Source organism: Pseudomonas sp. FW305-96 (assembly GCF_058783825.1).
This window is the reverse complement of the sequence record NZ_JBYSYW010000029.1, coordinates 17,895-40,951: the sequence shown is the minus strand read 5'-3', so window position 1 is coordinate 40,951 and position 23,057 is coordinate 17,895. Positions and strand designations below refer to the sequence as shown.

Here is a 23,057-nt window from a genome sequence, read left to right as displayed (position 1 = left end):
TCGGATTGAACGGGTTCAGCAAAGGCGATTCCTCCTTTTGAACACCGGCAATGGACCAGCGTTTTTCGTTGAACAAGCGTTCAAGTTAAACATGGATTGGATTTCAATGCGACCCGATGCCGCTCCAGGACGTGATCGAGGTGGAGGCGGGAAGTCCCGCCGCCACGCCTCATAAGCCTTGAGCTAGAGGGCTTTCTTGCCCTCGCAATCCAGTTGCAGGTTCGCCTGGGTAATGTTGCTGTCAGCCGGCACGCTGCGGGTCAGCCAGACATTGCCGCCAATGGTCGAACCCTTGCCGATGGTGATCCGCCCGAGGATGGTCGCGCCGGCGTAGATCACCACGTCGTCCTCGACGATCGGGTGCCGCGCCAGGCCCTTGTGCAAGGTGCCGGACTCGTCGCTGGGGAAGCGCTTGGCGCCCAGGGTCACCGCCTGGTAGATGCGCACCCGCTCACCGATGATCGCGGTCTCGCCGATCACCACGCCGGTGCCGTGGTCAATGAAGAAGCTCGGGCCGATCTGCGCACCGGGGTGGATGTCGATGCCGGTGGCCGAGTGCGCCAGCTCCGAACTGATCCGCGCCAGCAGCGGCAGGCCGGCTCGATAGAGGTGGTGGGCCAGCCGATGGTGGATGATCGCCAGGATGCCCGGGTAGCACAGCAGCACCTCGTCGACGCTGCGCGCCGCCGGGTCGCCGTGGAAGGCGGCGAGTACGTCTGTGTCCAGCAGCACGCGCAGCGCCGGCAGGGCCGCGGCGAAATCCTGGATCAGGCGCAGGGCGTGGGTATCGACATCGACCACATCGGTCTTGCCATGGCGCGCCGCGTAGCGCAGTTCCAGACGGGCCTGGGCCAGCAGCGCGGTGAGGGCGGCGTCGAGGGTGTGGCCTACATAAAAGTCCTCGCTTTCCTCGCGCAGGTCCACCGGCCCCAGGCGCATGGGGAACAGCGCGCCGCACAGCTGTTCGAGAATCTGCCGCAGCGCCTCGCGCGACGGCAGTTCGCGCCCGCCCTGCTCGCCGCTGCTGCGGCCATTGCTGCTGCGCCACTGCTCGCGGGCGTTGCGCAGGCCACTGACGATACCCTGCAGTTGCCAGTGCCCGGTTGATGGTTGTTCGCTCACGGTGTTTCTCCTGCCAGGCGGCTTTCTCTATTTGCATACGCTCCTACAAGGAGGTGCAAAACACGATACGTCAAATCTGCCTCTTGGAAAAAACAACGCTTTATTCCATCCTGAGCTAAGTCGGGTATAAGCCGCTGCAATTTGCAGCTTTGGAATAACAACCTGATTTTTTATTATTTCCCGGCCTATGAAGCCCACCTCTATAGTCGCCACCTCACTACTTCCACAACAAGCGCGGGGCATGCCATGACCAAATTCGCCAAACCCCTTCTCAACGCCAGCCTGGCGCTCCTGCTCGGCGCCGGCCTGCTCGGCCAGGCCTTTGCCGGCGAACAGTTGAAGACCATCCAGGAAAAAGGCGTGATCAACGTCGGCCTGGAAGGCACCTACCCACCGTTCAGCTTCCAGGACGAAAACGGCAAGCTGACCGGCTTCGAGGTCGAGCTGTCCGAGTTGCTGGCCAAGGAGCTGGGGGTCAAGGCCAAGGTCCAGCCGACCAAGTGGGACGGCATCCTCGCCGCACTGGAATCCAAGCGCCTCGACGTGGTGATCAACCAGGTGACCATCTCCGAGGAACGCAAGAAGAAGTACGATTTCTCCGAGCCCTACACCGTTTCCGGCATTCAGGCGCTGGTACTCAAGGGCAGCGACAACGAGAAAAACATCAAGACTGCCGCCGATCTCGGTGGCAAGAAGGTCGGTGTCGGCCTGGGCACCAACTATGAGCAATGGGTGAAACAGGATGTGCCGACAGCCGATGTGCGCACCTACGAAGATGACCCGACCAAGTTCGCCGACCTGCGCAACGGTCGTATCGACGCCATCCTGATCGATCGCCTGGCGGCACTCGAGTACGTCCAGAAAACCGCCAAGGACAAGAAACCGACCGCACTCGCTGGCGAGAAATTCTCCAAGCTGGAATCGGGCGTGGCCTTGCGCAAAGGCGAACCTGAACTGCTCGATGCGCTGAACAAGGCCATCGACAAGCTCAAGGCCGACGGCTCGCTGGCCAAGCTGTCCGAGAAATACTTCGGTGCCGATGTCACCAAATGATCGCTGAAAGCCTGCAACTCGTTGTCGATTCCGCGCCCTTCCTGTTGAAGGGCGCGGGTTATACCGTGCTGCTCAGCGTCGGCGGCATGTTCTTTGGCCTGGTGCTGGGTTTTGCCCTGGCGCTGATGCGGCTGTCGAAGATCCTGCCGCTGGACTGGTTGGCGCGTATCTATGTGTCGTTCTTCCGCGGCACGCCGCTGCTGGTGCAGCTGTTCGTGATCTACTTCGGCCTGCCGCAGATCGGCATCGAGCTCGATCCGATCCCGGCCTCGCTGATTGGTCTGTCGCTGAACATGGCGGCGTATATCTGCGAGATCCTCCGCGCGGCAATCTCCTCGATCGACCGTGGCCAGTGGGAAGCAGCCGCCAGCATCGGCATGACCCGCACCCAGGCCATGCGCCGGGCGATCCTGCCGCAAGCCCTGCGCACCGCCCTGCCTCCGCTGGGCAACAGCTTCATCTCGCTGGTCAAGGACACCGCCCTGGCGGCGACCATCCAGGTGCCCGAGCTGTTCCGCCAGGCGCAGCTGATCACCGCACGGACCTTCGAGGTCTTCACCATGTACCTGGCTGTCGCGGTGGTCTACTGGATCCTCTGCAGCATCCTGGCGCACTTCCAGAACCGCATGGAAGCGCGGGTCAACCAGCACGACCAGGAGCACTGAGATGATCGTAGTAGAAGGCCTGACCAAGCAGTTCAAGGGCCAGACCGTGCTCAACGGCATCGACCTGAGCGTGCAGCCCGGCGAAGTGGTGGCCATCATCGGCCCCAGCGGCTCGGGCAAGACCACCTTCCTGCGCTGCCTGAACCTGCTGGAAACCCCCGATGCCGGGCGCATCCAGATCGGCGATATCAGCATCGATGCCAACCGTCCGTTGGGTGGCCAGCAGAGTGCGATCCGCCGCCTGCGCCAACAGGCCGGTTTCGTGTTCCAGAACTTCAACCTGTTCCCTCACCGCACCGCCCTGGAAAACGTCATCGAAGGGCCGGTGATCGTCAAGAAGACGCCCCGCGACAAGGCCATCGAGCTGGCCAGGCGCCTTCTGGCCAAGGTCGGCCTGGCAGGCAAGGAGGACGCCTACCCCCGGCGCCTGTCCGGCGGCCAGCAACAACGGGTGGCCATCGCCCGCGCCCTGGCCATGGAGCCGGAAGTGATCCTGTTCGACGAGCCCACCTCGGCGCTCGACCCCGAACTGGTCGGCGAAGTGCTGGAAACCATCCGCGGCCTGGCCGAGGAGAAGCGCACCATGATCATCGTCACCCACGAGATGAGCTTCGCCCGCGATGTCGCCAACCGGGTGATCTTCTTCGACAAGGGCGTGATCGTCGAGCAGGGCGAGGCCAAGGCGCTGTTCGCCAACCCGAAGGAAGAGCGCACACGCCAGTTCCTGCGCAAGTTCCTCGGCACCGCCGCCGGCCAGGAATGAGCCCGATGCGCGGGGCTCACACCTCGCGCAGGTTGTGACAACGCCTGAAGCGCGCTTCCAGGTTGCGATCGGGCATCTGGTGGCTGCGCAGGGCGTTGAGGGTCTGCTCCACGTAATCGCGCGTGGTGCCGTAGCGCCCCTTGGCGCTGGCGAGGATCTGGCTGAGCAGGGTGTCCGGCAGGTTGCCCGCGTAGCACGGCAGGTGCCGCTCGAGTACGAAACCCAGCGCTTGCACCTTGCTGCCATCGTCCAGGCGGCAGCTCAACCAATGCGGACGATAAGCGGGGAACGGCATCTCACGTTGCCACAGGGCCATCAGCGAGTCGTGCAGGTTGGTTTCGTCCAGACGGAAGGCAAAGCCGCTGCAGGAGCCGCCACGGTCCAGGCCGAACACCAGGCCCGGGCACTCCGGAGTGCCACGGTGTTCGTGGGACCACAGGTAGAGGCCGCGGTGGTAACCATGCACCCGCGCCCGCTGGCGCTCGACCGAGTTGCATTCGGGGCGCCAGATCAGCGAACCGTAGGCAAAAAGCCAGACCGGGCCGCCTTCGTGCTGGGACATGGTTTCCTGCATCGAACGCTGCAGTTGTTCACGGGTCAACTGCTGCCCGAAGTCGAGTGACGGCGGATAGGCTATTTGCCAGGATGAACTTTCAAGCGTCGACATGAGCTGCCGCCATTAATTCCTGAGAACTACCAAAGTGCAGGTATTGCCGTGCCTGTTCGGATGCTATCGCGGGGCAAGCCCGCTTCCCCAAAGGCCTACCAGGATCGCGTGGGAACGGGTTTGCCCGGCGATTTACCTGGCACCTAACGTAAGGCAGAACGCACTTTGCACTCAACCCCGAAAACAGGATTTCATTAAAGCATCCGCTGAACGGAAACTAATAGTCCGAGTATAGCGAAACTTATTACCCGCACCGGTAACAATCTCCGCCATATAATCAACAGGAAAACACTTGGTTATTAAACCCGACACGCCCTTGCAGCGTGCCGGGTTACTTCACCCGCGTGGCGCGTAGGCGAACACGTCAGCCCGCATGCGGTGGGCATCCATGCCTGCCTCGACCAATGCATCGAGGGTGGCGTAGACCATGTTCGGCGAGCCACTGGCATAGACATGCACCTGGTTGAGGTCGCCAATGTCCTCGCATACCGCTTCGTGGAGCAGGCCACACCGCCCTTCCCAACCGCACAGATCGCTGACCACCTTGTGCAGGAACAGGTTCGGCAGGCGCTCCCACTCGGCCCAGTGCTCGATCTGGTAGAAGTCTTCAGGCCGGCGCACACCCCAGTACAAGTGCACCGGGTGCTTGAAGCCCTGCGCCCGGCAGTGCTCGATCAGGCTGTGCATCTGCCCCATACCGGTACCGGCGGCGATCAGTACCAGCGGGCCGTCAGGCAACTCTGCCAGGTGCGCATCACCAAATGGCAGTTCGATGCGGGCCAGGCCATTGCGCTGCAACTGCTGGATCAACTGCACGGCACTGCTTTCGCGGGCCAGCACATGTAGCTCCAGCTCACGCCCACCGTGGGGCGCCGAAGCGAGCGAAAAAGCTGCCTTGTCCATGCCCTCACGCTCGATCATCAGGTATTGCCCGGCGTGGTAGCGGGGCGGCTTGCCGGCCGGCGCGCGCAGGCGCACGCGCCAGACATCGCCACCGATCTCGACGCACTCGCTCACGGTACAGGCCAGCTTGCGCAGCGGCAGCTCGCCCAGGGCCAGCACACCATCCCACAGCAACACACAGTCCTCCAGCGGCTCGGCGATGCAGGTGAACAGCTCACCGTGATCGCGCACCTGGCCTTCCTGGCGAACACTGCCTTCCACCAGCAGCGCGGCACACACATGGCAGTTGCCGTTGCGGCAGCTATTCGGGCAGTCATAGCCCAGGCGCCGTGCCGCATCCAGAATCCTTTCACCCGGTTCGACCGCCAGTACCGCCCCGGAAGGCTGCAAGGTTACCTGCATCAATCTATTCCCAACTGGTCCCACAGCTCATCGATACGGCGGGTGACGGCCTCGTCCTTGACGATGACCCGGCCCCATTCGCGTGTAGTCTCGCCCGGCCATTTGTGCGTGGCGTCCAGGCCCATCTTCGACCCCAGCCCCGATACCGGCGACGCGAAGTCGAGGTAGTCGATCGGGGTGTTGTCGATCATCACCGTATCACGCTTGGGGTCCATGCGCGTGGTGATGGCCCAGATCACGTCGTTCCAGTCGCGAGCGTTGATATCGTCGTCGGTGACGATAACGAACTTGGTGTACATGAACTGTCGCAGGAACGACCACACACCCAGCATCACGCGCTTGGCATGGCCAGGGTACTGCTTCTTCATGGTCACCACCGCCATGCGGTACGAGCAGCCTTCCGGCGGCAGGTAGAAGTCGGTGATCTCGGGGAACTGCTTCTGCAGGATCGGCACGAACACTTCGTTCAGCGCCACGCCAAGGATCGCCGGCTCATCCGGCGGCCTGCCAGTGTAGGTGCTGTGGTAGATCGGCTTTTGCCGGTGGGTGATGCGCTCGACGGTGAACACCGGGAAGCTGTCCACTTCGTTGTAGTAGCCGGTGTGGTCGCCGTACGGGCCTTCCGGGGCCATCTCGCCGGGGTGGATCACGCCTTCGAGGATGATCTCGGCGGTGGCCGGTACCTGCAGGTCGTTACCACGGCACTTGACCAGTTCGGTGCGGTTGCCACGCAACAGGCCAGCGAAGGCGTACTCGGAAAGCGTGTCCGGGACCGGGGTCACGGCACCGAGGATGGTCGCCGGGTCCGCGCCCAACGCCACGGCTACCGGGAACGGCTGGCCAGGATGCTTCTCGCACCATTCGCGGTAGTCCAGCGCCCCGCCGCGGTGGCTCAGCCAGCGCATGATCACCTTGTTGCGGCCAATCACCTGCTGGCGATAGATACCCAGGTTCTGGCGGTCCTTGTTCGGCCCGCGAGTCACGGTCAGGCCCCAGGTGATCAGTGGCGCAACATCGCCCGGCCAGCAGTGCTGGATCGGCAGCTGGCCGAGGTCGACATCATCGCCTTCGACCACGATTTCCTGGCACACCGCGTCCTTGATCACCTTCGGCGCCATGGACACGACCTTCTTGAAGATCGGCAGCTTCGACCAGGCATCCTTCAGGCCCTTCGGCGGCTCGGGCTCCTTGAGAAACGCCAGCAGCTTGCCGATCTCGCGCAGTTCTTCGGTCGACTCGGCGCCCATGCCCATGGCCACGCGCTCGGGGGTGCCGAACAGGTTGCCCAGCACCGGCATGTCGAAGCCGGTGGGTTTTTCGAAGAGCAAGGCCGGACCCTTGGCGCGCAGCGTGCGGTCGCAGACTTCGGTCATTTCCAGAACTGGGGAGATGGGAACCTGGATGCGCTTGAGTTCACCGCGCTGTTCCAGGCCACGAATGAAGTCGCGTAGATCGCGATACTGCATGCAAGGGCCTCGTGTTGGGCGTATCGGTCGGGGTGCAGAGTGTAGCGCCGTTGGCGGGGTAAAGGCCAAGAATGACTTGGGGCCGCTTCGCGCCCCATCGCCGGCAAGCCGGCTCCCACAAGGTCAGTGTGAGCCCTGTGGGAGCCCCCCCCCCCCCCCGGCGATGGGCTGCGAAGCAGCCCCAATCAGTTCCAGCCTGAAACGCTTACTTGCGCTTCATCGACAGGAAGAACTCATCGTTGGTCTTGGTCTGCTTGAGCTTGTCGACCAGGAACTCGATGGCGGCGATCTCGTCCATCGGGTGCAGCAGCTTGCGCAGGATCCACATGCGCTGCAGTTCGTCGTCGGCGGTCAGCAGCTCTTCGCGACGGGTACCGGACTTGTTGATGTTGATGGCCGGGAACACACGCTTCTCGGCGATGCGGCGGTCCAGGGGCAGCTCCATGTTGCCGGTACCCTTGAACTCTTCGTAGATCACCTCGTCCATCTTCGAGCCGGTTTCGACCAGCGCGGTGGCGATGATGGTCAGCGAACCGCCTTCCTCGATGTTACGGGCGGCACCGAAGAAGCGCTTCGGCTTTTCCAGGGCGTGGGCGTCGACACCACCGGTCAGCACCTTGCCGGAGCTCGGGATCACGGTGTTGTAGGCACGTGCCAGACGGGTGATGGAGTCGAGCAGGATGACCACGTCTTTCTTGTGCTCGACCAGGCGCTTGGCCTTCTCGATGACCATCTCGGCAACCTGCACGTGGCGGGTCGGCGGCTCGTCAAAGGTCGAAGCGACCACTTCGCCGCGCACGGTGCGCTGCATCTCGGTCACTTCTTCCGGGCGCTCGTCGATCAGCAGGACGATCAGGTGGCACTCGGGGTTGTTGCGGGTAATGTTGGCTGCGATGTTCTGCAGCATGATGGTCTTACCGGCTTTCGGCGGTGCGACGATCAGGCCACGCTGGCCTTTGCCGATCGGGGCGCACAGGTCGATGACGCGACCGGTGAGGTCTTCGGTGGAGCCGTTACCGGCTTCCATCTTCAGGCGCTTGTTGGGGAACAGCGGCGTCAGGTTTTCGAACAGGATCTTGTTCTTCGCGTTTTCCGGACGGTCGAAGTTGATGGTATCGACCTTCAGCAGCGCGAAGTAACGCTCGCCTTCCTTCGGTGGGCGGATCTTGCCGACGATGGTGTCGCCGGTGCGCAGGTTGAAGCGACGGATCTGGCTGGGCGAAACGTAGATGTCATCAGGGCCGGCCAGGTAAGAGGCATCCGCCGAACGCAGGAAACCGAAACCATCCTGGAGAATCTCCAGCACGCCGTCACCCGAGATCTCTTCGCCGCTTTTCGCATGCTTTTTCAGCAGGGCGAAAATCACGTCCTGTTTGCGCGAACGGGCCATGTTTTCGATGCCCATCTGTTCGGCCATTTCCAAAAGATCGGTAATCGGCTTTTGCTTGAGTTCTGTCAGGTTCATAAGGGGAGTGACGTAATCATGTAAGGAAGGGAAAAATTAAGCAGTTGGCTTAATGAGGCCGCGCCGCTAGATGGCGACAGGATCGCGTACTGATTCGAATTAGGGATGCTTCGGCGACGGCGTGCAGAGGGCACTGGAGAAGCAGTGCGAGGCCGAATGTAACACTTGCTTTTTTCGACGTCTAGTGGTTTTGGCCAGTGTTTTACGGGGCTATCCGACTGGATGGTCGCAAGGCCGGGGCTCGCCAGCCTTCAGGGAAACCACCTACAGCAGATAAAGAAAAGCCCCGCATTTGCGGGGCTTCTTCACATCACAGGCTGGCGTCGAGGAACGCCTTGAGCTGCGACTTGGACAAGGCGCCGACCTTGGTGGCCTCGACGTTGCCGTTCTTGAACAGCATCAGCGTCGGGATGCCACGCACGCCGTGCTTGGCCGGGGTTTCCTGGTTTTCGTCGATGTTCAGCTTGGCGATGGTCACCTTGCCTTGATATTCCGAAGCGATGTCGTCCAGTACCGGCGCGATCATCTTGCATGGGCCGCACCATTCAGCCCAGTAGTCGACCAGCACCGCGCCTTCAGCCTTGAGTACGTCGGCTTCGAAGCTGGCGTCGGTGACATGTTTGATAAGATCGCTGCTCATGGATATCTCCAGGTCGTAAGCACAAAAAAACGTTGCCCATCATAGCCGCACCCAGGCGCGACAGGAAGCCACAGACGATTGAGTGTAACTATAGTGGTGCAAGACGCCACGAATCGAAACTGTCATATCACGGTCATAACATTGCTATGACATTGCCATGCATCAAGCCTTGCAGTGCCGCTCGTTGGCGTAGGACCACGATCGTGGCACGATTGCCGGGTTAACGACCGAGAACCTCCAGACCATGCCGCATACCACCGCGAAGAACCTGTCTCTGATCGCCGCCATCGACCTGGGCTCCAACAGCTTCCACATGGTCGTGGCCAAGGCCCATCACACGGAAATCCGCATCCTCGAAAGGCTTGGAGAAAAGGTTCAGCTCGCCGCCGGCATCGACGATGAGCGCAGGCTCAGCGAAGAAGCCATGCAACGCGGCCTGGAATGCCTCAAGCGCTTCGCCCAACTGATCAACGGCATGCCACAGGGCGCGGTGCGCATCGTCGGCACCAACGCCTTGCGCGAAGCACGCAACCGCAACGAATTCATCCTGCGCGCCGAGGCCATCCTCGGCCACCCGGTCGAGGTCATTTCCGGCCGTGAAGAGGCGCGCCTGATCTACCTGGGCGTGTCCCACACCCTGGCCGACACCCCGGGCAAGCGCCTGGTCGCCGACATCGGCGGCGGCAGCACCGAGTTCATCATCGGCCAGCGCTTCGAGCCGCTGCTGCGCGAAAGCCTGCAGATGGGCTGCGTCAGCTTCACCCAGCGTTATTTCCGCGACGGCAAGATCACCCCGGCGCGCTACGCCCAGGCCTACACCGCCGCGCGCCTGGAGCTGATGAGCATCGAGAACGCCCTGCACCGCCTGACCTGGGACGAGGCGATCGGCTCATCCGGGACCATCCGTGCCATCGGCGCCGCCATCAAGTCCGGCGGCCTGGGCAATGGCGAGGTCAACGCCGAGGGCCTGGCCTGGGTCAAGCGCAAGCTGTTCAAGCTGGGCGAGACCGACAAGATCGACTTCGAAGGGGTCAAGCCCGATCGCCGCACCATCTTCCCGGCGGGGCTGGCCATCCTCGAGGCGATCTTCGACGCGCTGGAGCTGCAGCGCATGGAGCACTGCGACGGTGCCCTGCGTGAGGGCGTGCTGTTCGACCTGCTGGGCCGCCACCACCACGAGGACGTGCGCGAGCGCACCCTGAACTCGCTGATGGAGCGCTACCACGTCGATCAAGGTCAGGCCGCACGCGTGGAGCGCAAGGCGCTGCACGCCTTCGATCAAGTGGCCAAGGCATGGGACCTAGAAGAGGGCAACTGGCGCGATCTTCTGGGTTGGGCGGCGAAAGTGCATGAAGTTGGCTTGGATATCGCCCATTATCACTACCACAAGCACGGAGCCTACCTGATCGAGCACTCCGACCTGTCCGGCTTCTCCCGCGAAGACCAGCAGATGATGGCACTGCTGGTGCGCGGCCATCGCCGCAACATTCCCAAGGACAAGTTCGCCGAGTTCGGCGACGAAGGCATCAAGCTGATCCGCCTGTGCGTACTGCTGCGCTTCGCCATCCTCTTCCACCACATCCGCGGCACCCAGCAGATGCCGAAAGTGGTGCTGCACGCTGGCGACAACAGCCTGGAAGTGGTTTTCCCTGGCAACTGGCTGGAACAGAACCAGCTGACCCAGGCCGACTTCGCCAACGAGGCGGAGTGGCTAGCCCGGGTCGGCTTCGTCCTCAGCGTACGTTGAGCACCGGGTTGCTCAGGCGCTCCAGCAGGGTCGCCTGGGCACTGCGCGGGTTCTGGTTGCCGGTCGGGGTGCTGCGCACGTAGCGCCCGTCCGGCTGCAAGGTCCAGGCCTGGGTGTTGTCGGTCAGGTAGCCTTCCAGTTCCTTCTTGACCCTTAGCAACAGCTTCTTGCCTTCCACCGGGAAGCAGGTCTCGACGCGCTTGTCGAGGTTGCGCTCCATCCAGTCGGCACTGGACAGGTAGATCTGCTCCTCGCCGCCATTGAGGAAATAGAACACCCGGGTGTGCTCGAGGAAGCGGCCGATGATCGAGCGCACATGGATGTTGTGCGAAACGCCCGGGATGCCCGGACGCAGGCAGCACATGCCGCGCACTACCAGGTCGATGCGCACGCCCGACTGGCTGGCCTTGTACAGCGCCTTGATGATCTTGGCGTCGGTCAGCGAATTGAACTTGGCGATGATGTGTGCCGGCTTGCCCTCCAGGGCGAACTGGGTCTCCCGGGCGATCATGTCGAGCATGCCCTTCTTCAGGGTGAAGGGCGCGTGCAGCAGCTTCTTCATGCGCAGGGTCTTGCCCATGCCGATCAACTGGCTGAACAGTTTGCCGACGTCTTCGGTGAGGGCGTCGTCGGAGGTCAGCAGGCTGTAGTCAGTGTACAGGCGGGCGTTGCCGGCGTGGTAGTTGCCGGTCCCCAGGTGCGCGTAACGGACGATCTCGCCCTGCTCGCGGCGCAGGATCAGCATCATCTTGGCGTGGGTCTTGAAACCGACCACCCCGTAGATCACCACCGCGCCAGCGGCCTGCAGGCGGCTGGCCATCTGCAGGTTGGACTCTTCGTCGAAGCGGGCGCGCAATTCGATCACCGCAGTGACCTCCTTGCCGTTACGCGCGGCGTCCACCAGGGCGTCGACGATCTCCGAGTTGGCGCCCGAGCGATAGAGCGTCTGGCGCACGGCAAGCACGTGCGGGTCCTTGGCGGCCTGGCGCAGCAGGTCGATCACCGGGGTGAACGACTCGAACGGGTGCATCAGCAACACGTCCTGCTTGCCGATCACGCTGAAGATGTTGTCGGCATTGACGAGCAGCTTGGGGATCGCCGGGGTGAACGGCGTGTACTGCAGCTCCGGGTGGCTGTCGAGCCCGGTGATGCTGAACAGGCGGGTCAGGTTGACCGGGCCGTTGACCTGGTACAGCTCGCTCTCGCTCAGGCTGAACTGCTTGAGCAGGTAGTCGGAGAGGTGTTTCGGACAAGTGTCGGCCACCTCGAGGCGCACCGCATCGCCGTAGCGGCGCGAGAACAGCTCGCCGCGCAGGGCCCGGGCCAGGTCGTCGACTTCTTCGGAGTCCAGCGCCAGGTCGGCGTTACGGGTCAGGCGGAACTGGTAGCAACCCTTGACCTTCATGCCCTGGAACAGGTCATCGGCATGGGCATGGATCATCGACGACAGGAACACATAGTTGTCGCCAGGCCCACCCACGTCTTCCGGCACGCGGATTACCCGCGGCAGCAGGCGCGGTGCCGGAATGATCGCCAGGCCCGAATCGCGGCCGAAGGCGTCGACACCCTCGAGCTCGACGATGAAGTTCAGGCTCTTGTTCACCAGCAGCGGGAACGGGTGGGTCGGGTCGAGGCCGATCGGGGTGATGATCGGCGCGATCTCGTCGCGGAAGAAGCGCCGTACCCAGGTCTTGAGCTTGGGCGTCCAGTAACGGCGGCGGATAAAGCGAATGGCGTGTTTTTCCAGCTCCGGCAGCAGCACGTCGTTGAGGATCGCGTACTGGCGATCCACTTCGAGATGCACCAGCTCGCTGATGCGCGCCAGCGCCTGGTGCGGCTGCAGGCCGTCGGCGCCGGCCTGTTCGCGGGCGAAGTTGATCTGCTTCTTCAGGCCGGCCACGCGGATTTCGAAGAACTCGTCCAGGTTGCTGGAGAAGATCAACAGGAACTTCAGGCGCTCGAGCAGCGGGTACGACTCGTCCAGCGCCTGCTCCAGCACGCGGATATTGAACTGCAGCTGCGAAAGCTCGCGATGAATGTACAGGCTGCTGTCGTCCAGGCTCGGCACGGCGATCGCCGGAGCCGGCGCAGGCGCTGGAGCAGGGGCGGCTTCAGCGACAGGTTCCGGCTGCGCTACCGCCGGCAGGTCGGGCGGCGTCTGCACCATCTCTTCGGGCACGGCCTGGGCATCCTTGATCGCGACAGGGTTGAGCACTTCGTTATTCATCTGACGTTCCTGGAGAGCGTTACTGCCCTCTCATCATTTGAGCGGCACGCACGGCGAAATAGGTCAGGATGCCGTCGGCGCCTGCCCGTTTGAATGCGGTGAGGGATTCAAGGATCACGGCTTCGCTGAGCCAGCCGTTCTGGATCGCGGCCATGTGCATGGCGTACTCGCCGCTGACCTGATAGACGAAGGTCGGCACCTTGAACTCGGTCTTCACCCGGTGAACGATGTCCAGGTACGGCATGCCCGGCTTGACCATGACCATGTCGGCGCCTTCGGCGAGGTCGGTGGCCACTTCGTGCAAGGCCTCGTCGCTGTTGGCCGGATCCATCTGGTAGGAGGCCTTGTTGGCCTTGCCCAGGTTCAGCGCCGAGCCGACCGCATCGCGGAACGGGCCGTAGTAGGCGCTGGCGTACTTGGCCGAGTAGGCCATGATGCGCACGTTGACGTGACCGGCAACTTCGAGGGCTTCGCGGATCGCGCCAAGACGGCCGTCCATCATGTCCGATGGGGCGACTACCTGGGCGCCAGCCTCGGCATGGGACAGCGCCTGACGCACCAGCGCGTCGACGGTGATGTCGTTCTGCACGTAGCCTTCCTCGTCGAGGATGCCGTCCTGACCGTGGGTGGTGAACGGGTCAAGGGCCACGTCGGTGATCACCCCCAGCTCCGGGAAGCGGGCACGCAGCGCACGGGTGGCGCGCTGGGCGATGCCGTCCGGGTTCCACGCTTCGGCGCCATCGAGGGATTTCTTTTCGGTCGGGGTCACCGGGAACAGCGCCAGCGCCGGAATGCCCAGCTCTACCCACCCCTGTGCGGCTTCCAGCAACAGGTCAATTGACAGGCGCTCGACGCCCGGCATGGACGGCACTTCTTCGCGGCGGCCTTCGCCGTCCAGTACGAATACCGGAAGAATCAGGTCATCGACAGTCAGGGTGTTTTCGCGAACCAGGCGACGGGAAAATTCGTCCCGACGGTTGCGACGCAGACGGGTGGCAGGAAACAGACGATTGGCGGGGGTAAAGCTCACGGCAGACTCCTGAGCCCGCGCAGGCGGGCGAGCGCGACAGTTATAAGCGGCCATTATGACGCCTGTGTGACACCCGAGGGCAACCCTGCGACTTGTGGCCGCAGTCATTGTCCTTGTAGGAAATGTTCACGTCGAGACACATTTGGACACTTTCCCGATCGCGCCCGAAGGGGTAGGCTGCGCGTTCATTTCGCCAGCACGCCAGAAAATGCTTCAACAATTCCTGAACGATTTCGGCTATTTTGCCCTTTTTCTCGGCACGTTCTTCGAGGGCGAGACGATCCTCGTGCTCGCCGGGTTTCTTGCGTTCCGCGAATACATGGATATCAAGCTGGTAGTCCTGGTGGCCTTTTGTGGCAGCTACGCCGGTGACCAACTGTGGTACTTCATGGGCCGCCGCCATGGGCGCAAGATCCTCGCCCGCAAGCCTCGCTGGCAGGCCATGGGCGACCGCGCGCTGGAGCATATCCGCCGCCATCCGGACATCTGGGTGCTGAGCTTCCGCTTCGTCTACGGCCTGCGCACGGTCATGCCGGTGGCCATCGGCCTGTCCGGCTACCCGCCACGCCGCTACCTGCTGCTCAATGGCATCGGCGCCGCAGTCTGGGCCCTGGCCCTGGGCCTGGCCGCCTACCACTTCGGCGCCATCCTCGAAGGCATGCTGGGCAGCATCAAGAAATACGAGTTATGGGTTCTCGGCGGCCTGCTGGTGTTGGGCCTCGCGCTCTGGCTGCGTCGGCGCTTTCGCAATAGCCGCGCCGAGCGTCGTGCGGCGGCAGAGGGCCAGGCCGCCGAGGCTGAGCAAGCTGTAGCCGAGCAGCAGCAGCCAGAACAACGGCGTGACCAGCACTAAGCCAAGCGCGCCGGCCAGATACAGCGCGGGCGCATTCGACAGCAGGCGCGCCAGTTCCAGGCGCCCTGCCCAGGCCCGGTCTTCCAGCGCCACGCCCAGCACGAACAGCCCGAACGCCATCACCATCCAGCCCAATGCCAGGGCCGCGGGCGTCACCTGCTCCGCCACCTCCATCAGATAACTGCCCAACGCCACGTAGACCGCGAACTGCGCCGTGACGTACAGCTGCTGCGCAGCGCCCAGCGGGATCGCGAACTTGCGAAACGCGGCGAGGTCCTGCTTGGCCTGTGGATAAGCGGCGGCCACGTCCGCCGGCCGCCAGCCGGTGGGCATGAACCAGATGCGCAGCTTGTCCCACCAACGGGCCGTTCGCCGGGCGTCGTCCCACAGCTGGGCATAGAACTGCACGTTGGCCCACAGCGGGTTCCAGCTCGCCAAAGGCGTGGTCACGCCAAAGATCACCGGCTCGCGCTCGTCCTCTTCCTGGAAGGTGCCGAACAGCCGGTCCCAGATTATGAACACGCCGCCGTAGTTGCGATCCAAGTACAGAGGATTCTGCGCATGGTGGACACGATGGTTGGACGGCGTGATGAAAATCCACTCGAGCCAGCCCAGCTTGGGCACATGGCGGGTGTGCACCCAGAACTGGTACAGCAGGTTCAGCGATGCCACGGTGATGAACACCAGGGGCGGCACGCCCAGCAGCGCCAGCGGCAGGTAGAAGATCCAGGAAAACAAGAACCCGCTACTGGTCTGGCGCAAGGCGGTGGTGAGGTTGTACTCCTCGCTCTGGTGATGCACCGAGTGCGCTGCCCACAGGATGTTGCGCTCGTGGCCCAGGCGGTGCAGCCAGTAGTAACAGAGGTCGTAAAGCACGAAGGCGACCACCCACACCCACCAGGCATCCGCCGGCAGCCGCAACCAGGCCAGGTGCTCCCATGCCACGGCATAGGTGACCAGCCCCACCCCTTTGGTCAGCAGCCCGGTGCTGGTGGACAGCGCACCGGTGCTCAGGCTGTTGATCGAGTCGGCAAGCTGGTAGTTGCGACGCCCGCGCACGCGGTCGGCGATCAGCTCCACCGCGATCAGCACGAAGAAGAACGGCACGGCCAGCAGAATCAGGTCCATGAACGGCCACCTCCAAGGTTGTCCACGAAGATTAGGCCCGGCGAAGGGCAAATCCCATGGCTACATCTGCCAAACTAGAGGACATTTAGCGCCTCGACACTGGAGTATTGAGCATGACAAAAAAAGTTGCGGTGATTCTGTCCGGTTGCGGCGTGTACGACGGCGCCGAAATCCATGAGAGCGTGATCACCCTGCTGCGCCTGGACCAGCGCGGCGCGCAGGTGCAATGCTTCGCGCCGAACATCGCGCAGATGCATGTGATCGACCACCTGACCGGGGAAGAGATGCCGGAATCGCGCAATGTGCTGGTGGAGTCGGCGCGCATTGCCCGTGGCGAGGTGAAGGACATTCGCGAAGCCAAGGTCGAGGACTTCGACGCCCTGATCGTGCCGGGAGGCTTCGGCGCGGCGAAGAACCTGTCGAACTTTGCCATCGAAGGCGCCAACTGCACCGTGCAACCGGACGTGCTGGCGCTGGCCGAGGCGTTTGCCGATGCCTGCAAGCCGGTCGGGTTGATCTGCATCTCGCCGGCCTTGGCGGCGAAGATCTATGGGCCGGGCGTGGTCTGCACCATCGGCACTGACGCCGGCACCAGCGCGGCGGTGGTGAAGATGGGTGGCACCCATGAAGAATGCGATGTGCATGACATTGTCGAAGACACCCAGCGCAAGCTGGTGACTACCCCGGCGTACATGCTGGCCAAGTCGATCAGCGAGGCGGCGGGTGGTATCTACAAGCTGGTGGATCGGGTGCTGGAGCTGACCCACGAGGGTGACAAGTAAGGCCTCGAAGGCCTGCTACGCAGGCCATCGCCGGCAAGCCGGCTCCCACAGGATCACCTACAGATGCGGGAACCGGCAGCCCCACGTACTTAACGCTTGGAAAGCCGTCCCAGAATCCGGTCCAGGGCATTGGCGAACGCCTGCTTCTCGCGTTCGCCATAAGGTGCCTGCCCGCCACCCACTTGCCCCTGCTCGCGCAGTTCGGTGAACAGGTTGCGCACCGCCAGGCGCTCACCCATGTTGCGCTCGTCGAACTCGCGGCCACGCGGGTCCAGCGCGGCCACGCCTTTCTTGATCAAGCGGTCGGCCAGTGGCACGTCGCTGCAGATCACCAACTCGCCCGGCACGGCGTTGTCCACCAGGTAATCGTCGGCCGCGTCCATGCCGCTGGGCACCACGATAAGCCGCACGCAGGCGAAGGCCGGCTTGATCTGTGGCTGACCGGCCACCATCACCACCTCCAGCTTGCGCTTGAGGGCGAACTTGACGATCAGGTCCTTGGCCGCCTTGGGGCAGGCGTCGGCATCGATCCATACACGCATGGGATTAATCCTGTACTCCGGGCAGTGACGTCGTGGGAGCGGGCTTGCCCCGCGATAGCGCCTGAACAGGCGGACATTATGCCAGCCCCAGCCTCATCGGGGGGCGGCGACGCACCACCCCTTCCCCCTGCACGGACTCAGCTGGCCGCCGCCCGGCGCTTCTCGGCCAAGCGGCTGCGTCCATAGAGGAACACGATAGCCAGCAACGCCACTGCCTGCGCACTCAGCGAGTAGAGATCGGCGTGGATCCCCAGCCAGTCGAACTCGAAGAACGCCACCGGCCGCGTACCCAGCACGCCGGCCTCCTGCAGCGCCTTGACGCCGTGCCCGGCGAACACCACCGACAGCGCACAGAGCAAAGCCGCGTTGATGCTGAAGAACAGCGACAGCGGCAGCTTGGCCGAGCCGCGCAGAATCACCCAGGCCAGGCCCACCAGCAGCACCAGCGCCGTGGCACCGCCTGCCAGAACCGCCTGGTGGCCAGCCGGGCCGGCCTGCAGCCACAGGGTCTCGTAGAACAGGATCACCTCGAACAGCTCGCGGTACACCGAGAAGAACGCCAGCACGGCAAAGCCGAAGCGCCCGCCGCCACTGACCAGGCTGCTCTTGATGTAGTCCTGCCAGGCGGCCGCGTGGCGGCGGTCGTGCATCCACACGCCTAGCCACAGCACCATCACCGCGGCGAACAACGCCGTGCAACCTTCGAGCAGTTCACGCTGCGCGCCACCGACATCGATCACATAGGCCGCCAGGGCCCAGGTGGCGAAACCGGCGACCAGCGCCAAGGCCCAGCCGACGTTGACGCTGCGCACCGCCGACTGCTGGCCGGTGTTGCGCAGGAAGGCGAGGATCGCCGCCAGCACCAGGATCGCCTCCAGGCCCTCGCGCAGCAGGATCAACAGGCCAGAGATGTAGCTCAACGACCAGCTCAGGCCATCGCTGCCCAGCAGCTTCGAGGCCTGTTCGAGCTTGACCTTGGCTTCGGCCAGACGCTGTTCGGCCTGGGCCACCGGCAGGCCGTCCTGCAGCGACTGACGGTAGGCCATCAGCGACTTCTCGGTGTCCTTGCGAGCCTGGGTGTCGATGTTGTCGAGCGAGCTTTCCACCAGCTCGAAGCCTTCCAGGTAAGCCGCCACCGACAAGTCGTAGGCCTGGTCATGGTCGCCGGCGCGGTAAGCCGCCAGGCTCTTGTCCAGGGTGCTGGAGGTGTACTCGAGCAGTTGCGCCGGGCCACGCTTGACCTGCGGCGGTTGCGCCCGCTGGGCGCGGAACGCGGCCACGGCGTTTGCGCCTTCACTGGCGGCAACCTCGGCCGGGGTCTGCCGGGCCAGGTCGGCGAGATTCCAGATCTTGTCACTCTTTGCCGCCTGCGGATCGGCGGTGAAGCTGGCGATGTAGGCCGCCACGTCCCAGCGCTGGCGCTCGTCGAGCTGGTCGGCGAATGAGGGCATCTCGGTGCCCTCGATGCCCAGCCCGAGGGTGTTGTACAGGTCGAACAGGCTGAGCTGGTCGAGGCGCGCGGCATCGCGTAGGTTGGCCGGCGCAGGCTCCAGGCCGACGCCGGCCGGGCCATCGCCCAGCCCGGTATCGCCGTGGCAGATCGAGCAATTCTGGGCATACAGCGATGCGCCACGGGCCGGATCCGGGGTGATCACCGGTGCCTGGCTGACCTCGTAGGCCACCGCCAGGCGTGCGCCCAGCTGGCGGGCCTGGCGAGCAACACCGGCGCCATCCTGACGCTGGTCGATGGCCTGGCGCAGGCTCTGGACACCCTGCTCCAGCGCGCCGCGCTCGGCATGCTCGGGCAGCCCCTTGACCAGCTCGGCCAGCACGCCGCTGAACTCCTGTTGCTCGCGGTATTCCCCGTCGTCCACCACCTTGCCGTCGCGCACGGTCGGCGGGTAGTCGGCACCGATGTAGTCCAGCAGATGCAACGCCTTGGTCGCCTCGGCCGGTGCTTCGGCCAGCGTCGGGGTGCTGCACAGCGCCAGTACCGGGCCAAGCAACAAGGCAGGCAGCCAGGCAAGCAGACGGGAACGGGAAATCATGGCCAATCTCGACGGAAATACGAAAGAGAACATTGTTCACTTCCACTCTCCCCCGCTCAAGGCTCACCCGCATATTTCATGAAAAATCTTGCGACAAATTGACCGGTCGACAACCTGGAAAGCGGTTTTCCGACCTGGCACGCCTGCAGAAAATGCGAAGCAATTCGCCATCACGTAGCTACTACTTTGGGTATAATCCCGCGCCGCCGTAGCCATTAGCAATCAAGGCGCCTCCATCGAGAGGTTCTGGCGATAAAACAGAGGGATCTGCCGCCCCCGCCCACGCGGCCAACCGTTTCAGGGAAAGAAGAAGTCCGATGGTATCCCGCGCCCTCACCCTGGCGACCCTGGTCGCCGCCGTGCAGCTCACCGGCTGCTCGGTGTTCCGCAGCTACGACAGCGAACTGCAGGAGACCAACAAGCAGTTGGCCGCCGGCAATGTCGACGCCGCCCTCGCCCTGCTGGAAAACAACAACAAGGGCGACAAGAAAGACCTGCTCTACTACTTCGAGAAAGGCGAGCTGCTGCGCTCCAAGGGCGACCTCAAGGGCAGCCAGGACGCCTGGCGCGCCGCCGACAGCGTGGTGTTCCAGTGGGAGGAGTCGGTCAAGCTCGACACCGACAAGTACCTGAGCCAGTTCGGCAGCTACCTGGTCAACGACAAGGTCCGCCGCTACGAAGGCTACGACTACGAAAAAGTCATGCTGACCACGCAGATGGCCCTGAATCTGCTGGCGCAGAACGATTTCGACGGCGCCCGCACCGAGATCAAGAAGACCCACGAGCGCGAAGCGATCATCGCCGAGCTGCGCGACAAGGAATACCTCAAGCGCGAGGAAGAGGCCGAGAAGGAAGGCATCAAGACCGAGTACAAGGACCTGCAGGGTTACCCGGTCGCCAGCCTCGACGCCCCTGAGGTGGTCGGCCTGAAGAACAGCTATCAGAGCGCCTTCAGCCATTACCTGTCCGGCTATGTCTACGAGGCCCTCGGCGAGAAAGGCCTGGCCGCGCCGGGCTATCGCAAGGCCGCCGAGCTGCGCCCGAACACAGCGCTGCTGGACCAGGCATTGCTGGCGCTGGACAAGAGCAGCGCCAAAGCCGGTGAAAGCGACGTGCTGATCGTGGTGCAGACCGGCCTGGCCCCGGCCCGCGATTCGATCCGTATCCCACTGCCACTGCCGATCCAGGACAACCTGGTGATCACCCCGCTGTCGTTCCCGATCATCAAGGAAGACACCTCCACCGCGCACCTGAGCGAGATCCAGCTCAACGACAAGGCCCTGGCCCTGACCGCGCTCAACAGCACCACCGCCATGTCGCGCCGCGCCCTGCGCGACGACATGCCGGGCATCATCCTGCGCACCAGCGTGCGCGCCATCAGCCGTGGCGTGGCACAGAAGAACCTGAACCAGTCCAACCCGATGGCCGGGCTGGTGGTGGGTATCGCCTCCACCGTGCTGGAAGGTGCCGATACCCGCACCTGGCGCACCCTGCCCGACGAAACCCAGGTGGCCCGTGTACGCCTCAAACAGGGCGAACACCACCTGAGCCTGCCGTCGAGCCTCGGCGGCACCCAAGTCACGGTGAAAGTCGATCGCCCCTACCAGGTGGTCAGCCTGCGCGTGGTCGGCAACCGCGTGTTCGCTGGCGGCCCGTCCGTCGAAGTCGCCCCGCAGGCCGCAGCCACCGCTGTCGCCAGCCTCAAGTAACCCAAGGATCGATCATGCGCAAGACATGCCTCGCCCTGGCCGCCGTCGCCCTCCTGGCCGGCTGCGCCACCCCACCCCCTGCCCCCGGCAGCGCCGCCAGCAAGGTGGTGACCATGGGCCAGCTGGATGACATCGAGATCGGCCAGATGCGCGTCGCCCGCGAAAACGGCTACCTCACCGTCAACGTGGCGCTGACCAACAGCAGCCGCAGCAACCAGACCCTGTTCTACCGCTTCGCCTGGTTGGGCAGCGATGGTTTCCCGGTGGCCGATGAAGAGAGCTGGAAGGCCCTGCCGCTGTACGGCAAGCAGGCCAAGTTCCTGCCCGCCATCGCACCGACCCCCGCAGCCCGTGACTTCCGCCTCGAAGTCCACACCCGGTAACCCCTTTCAGGAGCACATTCGATGTTTGCACGCCTTTCCCTCGCCGCCCTCGCCATCGCCCTGGTCAGCGGCTGCAGCACCCCTTCGCCGGTTCTCGGCGGCAAGAACATCAGCTACGGCGACAGCAAGGCTGTCGAGCTGGTCACCAACGAGTTCGGCTCCACCGACCTGCAGATGATCGCCGAGAGCATGACCCGTTCGCTGGCCCAGTCCGGCGTGCTGCACGGCCGCCCGGTGGTGCAGGTGTACGACGTCAAGAACAAGACCAGCGAGTACATCGATACCCGCGAGATCACCACCTCGATCAAGACCCAGCTGATGAAGTCCGGCGCCGCCCGCTTCGCCAGCGACAACACCGACATGCAGAGCCAGGTCGACCAGCTCAAGCTGCAGAACCAGAGCGGCCTGTACAAGAAGAAGACCGTGGCCAAGACCGGCAACATGATCGCCGCCAAGTATCGCCTGGAAGGCTCCATCAGCTCGATCGTCAAACGCAGCAGCGACTACAAGGACGTGTTCTACAAGTTCAGCCTGCAGCTGATCGACGTGGAAAGCGGCCTGGCCGAGTGGATGGACGAAAAAGAAATCCGCAAGACCACGGAGCGCTGATCGATGCGTGCATGGATGGCAATCATTGGCCTGGCCTGCGCCTTCGGCGCGCAGGCGGCCCCCAAGGTGGCGGTGACCGACCTGGCCTACCAGGCGCAGGTGGAGGAATACATCCACACCATCAACGCCCAGAGCAGCGGCCAGGCTGGCATGTACCACGCCAGCGGCCAGTCGAGCTACAGCGAGTACGAGAGCCTCAACAGCTACATCGAGCAGACCGAACTGCGCAAGTTCGGTGGTGATATCAAGGGTGAGATCCTCAAGACCGGCATGTTCCAGCTGGTCCAGGGCCGCCCCTACACCGCCGACTCGAAGGAAGACGTGTACGACGTGATCCGGCGCATCAAGAACGGTGCGTTCAAGGGCGCCGACTACGTGCTGTTCGGCACCCTGTCGGACATCGACTTCCAGCAGGACATCAACTCGCTGGATCACACCGACAGCTACTCGGCGGTATTGGGCCTGACCGTGGTCGCCGACTTCAGCCTGATCAACACCCGCACCTACGAGATCACCTCGGCGTTCACCGCCATGGGTGAGGGGCAGGACACCAAGCTGGTGAAAAGCCAGGACCGCCGCGTGACGCTGAACCGTCCGCGGGTGGTGCGGGATGTGTCGAAGGCGCTGGGCGAGGATGTTGCGCAGCAGCTGGCCGAACAGTTGGGCGGCTCGGTGCCCGGGCAGGCGAAACAGCCGCGTGGGCGGGACAACCTGCCGCCGGATGAGCCGGCGCGGGTGCTGAACTAAGCCTCTCCCCCAAGGGAAATTGAGGCTTCATAGGGGTTCGTGGGAGCGGCGATGCGTCGACCCGACTTACCCCGCGATGGATAGCACCGGCTTCGCCGGTATCGCG

20 protein-coding genes and 1 pseudogene are annotated in these 23,057 nt (G+C 63.6%); 10 read left to right on the top strand and 11 right to left on the bottom strand.

Annotated features, from left to right (window positions below; translation table 11 throughout):
• Nucleotides 1-183 precede the first annotated feature (183 nt).
• Nucleotides 184-1,122, bottom strand: coding sequence for a serine O-acetyltransferase EpsC (epsC, locus tag AC3WL2_RS19645; RefSeq protein WP_046857529.1), 939 nt, complete (start codon nt 1,120-1,122; stop codon nt 184-186).
• 246 nt (nt 1,123-1,368) lie between these two features.
• Here epsC and tcyJ point away from each other — a divergent pair, with 246 nt between their 5' ends.
• From tcyJ to tcyN, 3 genes are read left to right on the top strand one after another with little or no spacing between them, the layout of a single operon-like run.
• On the top strand, nt 1,369-2,175 hold the full coding sequence (gene tcyJ / locus AC3WL2_RS19640; protein WP_023630289.1) for a cystine ABC transporter substrate-binding protein: 807 nt from the start codon (nt 1,369-1,371) through the stop codon (nt 2,173-2,175).
• Nucleotides 2,172-2,840, top strand: coding sequence for a cystine ABC transporter permease (gene tcyL, locus AC3WL2_RS19635; protein ID WP_046857530.1), 669 nt, complete (start codon nt 2,172-2,174; stop codon nt 2,838-2,840). Before tcyJ ends, tcyL begins: the two co-directional genes overlap by 4 nt.
• A gap of 1 nt (nt 2,841) precedes the next feature.
• Nucleotides 2,842-3,603, top strand: coding sequence for an L-cystine ABC transporter ATP-binding protein TcyN (gene tcyN, locus AC3WL2_RS19630; RefSeq protein ID WP_046857531.1), 762 nt, complete (start codon nt 2,842-2,844; stop codon nt 3,601-3,603).
• 16 nt (nt 3,604-3,619) lie between these two features.
• Here tcyN and AC3WL2_RS19625 read toward each other — a convergent pair whose 3' ends face one another.
• The 5 genes from AC3WL2_RS19625 to trxA all read right to left on the bottom strand — a co-directional run bounded on the left by AC3WL2_RS19625 (nt 3,620) and on the right by trxA (nt 9,146).
• Nucleotides 3,620-4,270, bottom strand: a complete 651-nt coding sequence (locus AC3WL2_RS19625) for a gamma-glutamylcyclotransferase (RefSeq protein WP_102683473.1) — start codon at nt 4,268-4,270, stop codon at nt 3,620-3,622.
• A 336-nt stretch (nt 4,271-4,606) separates the two neighbouring features.
• Nucleotides 4,607-5,575 carry a CDP-6-deoxy-delta-3,4-glucoseen reductase gene (locus AC3WL2_RS19620; RefSeq protein ID WP_102683474.1) on the bottom strand — a complete coding sequence of 323 codons (969 nt, stop codon included), beginning with the start codon at nt 5,573-5,575 and terminating at the stop codon, nt 4,607-4,609.
• On the bottom strand, nt 5,575-7,041 hold the full coding sequence (gene ubiD, locus AC3WL2_RS19615; protein ID WP_102683475.1) for a 4-hydroxy-3-polyprenylbenzoate decarboxylase: 1,467 nt from the start codon (nt 7,039-7,041) through the stop codon (nt 5,575-5,577). Before ubiD ends, AC3WL2_RS19620 begins: the two co-directional genes overlap by 1 nt.
• 205 nt (nt 7,042-7,246) lie before the next feature.
• On the bottom strand, nt 7,247-8,506 hold the full coding sequence (gene rho, locus AC3WL2_RS19610; protein ID WP_011536308.1) for a transcription termination factor Rho: 1,260 nt from the start codon (nt 8,504-8,506) through the stop codon (nt 7,247-7,249).
• Between the two features lie 310 nt (nt 8,507-8,816).
• Nucleotides 8,817-9,146: a thioredoxin TrxA gene (gene trxA, locus AC3WL2_RS19605; RefSeq protein WP_046857535.1), complete on the bottom strand. Its 330-nt coding sequence runs from the start codon at nt 9,144-9,146 to the stop codon at nt 8,817-8,819.
• A gap of 244 nt (nt 9,147-9,390) precedes the next feature.
• Here trxA and ppx point away from each other — a divergent pair, with 244 nt between their 5' ends.
• Nucleotides 9,391-10,893 carry an exopolyphosphatase gene (gene ppx, locus AC3WL2_RS19600; protein WP_102684972.1) on the top strand — a complete coding sequence of 501 codons (1,503 nt, stop codon included), beginning with the start codon at nt 9,391-9,393 and terminating at the stop codon, nt 10,891-10,893.
• Here the strand turns inward: ppx and ppk1 are convergent.
• On the bottom strand, nt 10,880-13,060 hold the full coding sequence (gene ppk1, locus AC3WL2_RS19595) for a polyphosphate kinase 1 (protein ID WP_371918078.1): 2,181 nt from the start codon (nt 13,058-13,060) through the stop codon (nt 10,880-10,882). The genes ppx and ppk1 overlap by 14 nt on opposite strands.
• A 79-nt stretch (nt 13,061-13,139) precedes the next feature.
• On the bottom strand, nt 13,140-14,150 hold the full coding sequence (hemB, locus tag AC3WL2_RS19590; RefSeq protein ID WP_023631873.1) for a porphobilinogen synthase: 1,011 nt from the start codon (nt 14,148-14,150) through the stop codon (nt 13,140-13,142).
• 208 nt (nt 14,151-14,358) lie between these two features.
• On the opposite strand from hemB, the gene AC3WL2_RS19585 reads away from it, so the two are divergent.
• On the top strand, nt 14,359-15,003 hold the full coding sequence (locus AC3WL2_RS19585; RefSeq protein WP_173862468.1) for a DedA family protein: 645 nt from the start codon (nt 14,359-14,361) through the stop codon (nt 15,001-15,003).
• A gap of 501 nt (nt 15,004-15,504) precedes the next feature.
• On the opposite strand, the pseudogene AC3WL2_RS19580 reads toward AC3WL2_RS19585, so the two are convergent.
• Nucleotides 15,505-16,131: pseudogene (locus AC3WL2_RS19580) on the bottom strand (sterol desaturase family protein); the annotation flags it as partial.
• Between the two features lie 113 nt (nt 16,132-16,244).
• On the opposite strand from AC3WL2_RS19580, the gene elbB reads away from it, so the two are divergent.
• Nucleotides 16,245-16,913, top strand: a complete 669-nt coding sequence (gene elbB / locus AC3WL2_RS19575; RefSeq protein ID WP_102684975.1) for an isoprenoid biosynthesis glyoxalase ElbB — start codon at nt 16,245-16,247, stop codon at nt 16,911-16,913.
• Nucleotides 16,914-17,002: 89 nt separating this feature from the next.
• On the opposite strand, the gene AC3WL2_RS19570 is transcribed toward elbB, so the two are convergent.
• Together AC3WL2_RS19570 and AC3WL2_RS19565 are read right to left on the bottom strand one after the other, a co-directional pair.
• Nucleotides 17,003-17,455, bottom strand: coding sequence for a YaiI/YqxD family protein (locus AC3WL2_RS19570; protein WP_102684976.1), 453 nt, complete (start codon nt 17,453-17,455; stop codon nt 17,003-17,005).
• A 137-nt stretch (nt 17,456-17,592) separates the two neighbouring features.
• Nucleotides 17,593-19,536 (bottom strand): cytochrome c/FTR1 family iron permease, encoded by a 1,944-nt coding sequence (locus AC3WL2_RS19565; RefSeq protein WP_102684977.1) that lies wholly within the window; start codon nt 19,534-19,536, stop codon nt 17,593-17,595.
• Nucleotides 19,537-19,820: 284 nt separating this feature from the next.
• Here AC3WL2_RS19565 and AC3WL2_RS19560 point away from each other — a divergent pair, with 284 nt between their 5' ends.
• The 4 genes from AC3WL2_RS19560 to AC3WL2_RS19545 are packed head-to-tail and all read left to right on the top strand — an operon-like array spanning nt 19,821 to nt 22,951.
• Complete coding sequence (locus AC3WL2_RS19560; protein WP_102684978.1) at nt 19,821-21,212, top strand: COG3014 family protein; 1,392 nt, start codon at nt 19,821-19,823, stop codon at nt 21,210-21,212.
• Nucleotides 21,213-21,226: 14 nt separating this feature from the next.
• Nucleotides 21,227-21,595 carry a YcfL family putative periplasmic lipoprotein gene (locus tag AC3WL2_RS19555; protein ID WP_038707145.1) on the top strand — a complete coding sequence of 123 codons (369 nt, stop codon included), beginning with the start codon at nt 21,227-21,229 and terminating at the stop codon, nt 21,593-21,595.
• Between the two features lie 21 nt (nt 21,596-21,616).
• The gene (gene lpoB / locus AC3WL2_RS19550) at nt 21,617-22,204 is read left to right on the top strand and encodes a penicillin-binding protein activator LpoB (protein ID WP_023632455.1); all 588 of its coding nucleotides are present in this window, start codon (nt 21,617-21,619) and stop codon (nt 22,202-22,204) included.
• A gap of 3 nt (nt 22,205-22,207) precedes the next feature.
• The gene (locus AC3WL2_RS19545) at nt 22,208-22,951 is read left to right on the top strand and encodes a hypothetical protein (RefSeq protein WP_046857545.1); all 744 of its coding nucleotides are present in this window, start codon (nt 22,208-22,210) and stop codon (nt 22,949-22,951) included.
• Nucleotides 22,952-23,057: the final 106 nt, after the last annotated feature.

Coding starts and splice junctions, on each gene's coding strand:
- tcyL (WP_046857530.1), top strand. CDS start 2,172: ATGATCGCTGAAAGCCTGCAACTCGTTGTCGATTCCGCGCCCTTCCTG.
- ppx (WP_102684972.1), top strand. CDS start 9,391: ATGCCGCATACCACCGCGAAGAACCTGTCTCTGATCGCCGCCATCGAC.
- AC3WL2_RS19565 (WP_102684977.1), bottom strand. CDS start 19,536: ATGTTCTCTTTCGTATTTCCGTCGAGATTGGCCATGATTTCCCGTTCC.
- ubiD (WP_102683475.1), bottom strand. CDS start 7,041: ATGCAGTATCGCGATCTACGCGACTTCATTCGTGGCCTGGAACAGCGC.
- AC3WL2_RS19585 (WP_173862468.1), top strand. CDS start 14,359: ATGCTTCAACAATTCCTGAACGATTTCGGCTATTTTGCCCTTTTTCTC.
- AC3WL2_RS19545 (WP_046857545.1), top strand. CDS start 22,208: ATGCGTGCATGGATGGCAATCATTGGCCTGGCCTGCGCCTTCGGCGCG.
- AC3WL2_RS19625 (WP_102683473.1), bottom strand. CDS start 4,270: ATGTCGACGCTTGAAAGTTCATCCTGGCAAATAGCCTATCCGCCGTCA.
- elbB (WP_102684975.1), top strand. CDS start 16,245: ATGACAAAAAAAGTTGCGGTGATTCTGTCCGGTTGCGGCGTGTACGAC.
- rho (WP_011536308.1), bottom strand. CDS start 8,506: ATGAACCTGACAGAACTCAAGCAAAAGCCGATTACCGATCTTTTGGAA.
- ppk1 (WP_371918078.1), bottom strand. CDS start 13,060: ATGGTGCAGACGCCGCCCGACCTGCCGGCGGTAGCGCAGCCGGAACCT.
- AC3WL2_RS19555 (WP_038707145.1), top strand. CDS start 21,227: ATGCGCAAGACATGCCTCGCCCTGGCCGCCGTCGCCCTCCTGGCCGGC.
- AC3WL2_RS19570 (WP_102684976.1), bottom strand. CDS start 17,455: ATGCGTGTATGGATCGATGCCGACGCCTGCCCCAAGGCGGCCAAGGAC.
- lpoB (WP_023632455.1), top strand. CDS start 21,617: ATGTTTGCACGCCTTTCCCTCGCCGCCCTCGCCATCGCCCTGGTCAGC.
- tcyN (WP_046857531.1), top strand. CDS start 2,842: ATGATCGTAGTAGAAGGCCTGACCAAGCAGTTCAAGGGCCAGACCGTG.
- AC3WL2_RS19620 (WP_102683474.1), bottom strand. CDS start 5,575: ATGCAGGTAACCTTGCAGCCTTCCGGGGCGGTACTGGCGGTCGAACCG.
- tcyJ (WP_023630289.1), top strand. CDS start 1,369: ATGACCAAATTCGCCAAACCCCTTCTCAACGCCAGCCTGGCGCTCCTG.
- trxA (WP_046857535.1), bottom strand. CDS start 9,146: ATGAGCAGCGATCTTATCAAACATGTCACCGACGCCAGCTTCGAAGCC.
- AC3WL2_RS19560 (WP_102684978.1), top strand. CDS start 19,821: ATGGTATCCCGCGCCCTCACCCTGGCGACCCTGGTCGCCGCCGTGCAG.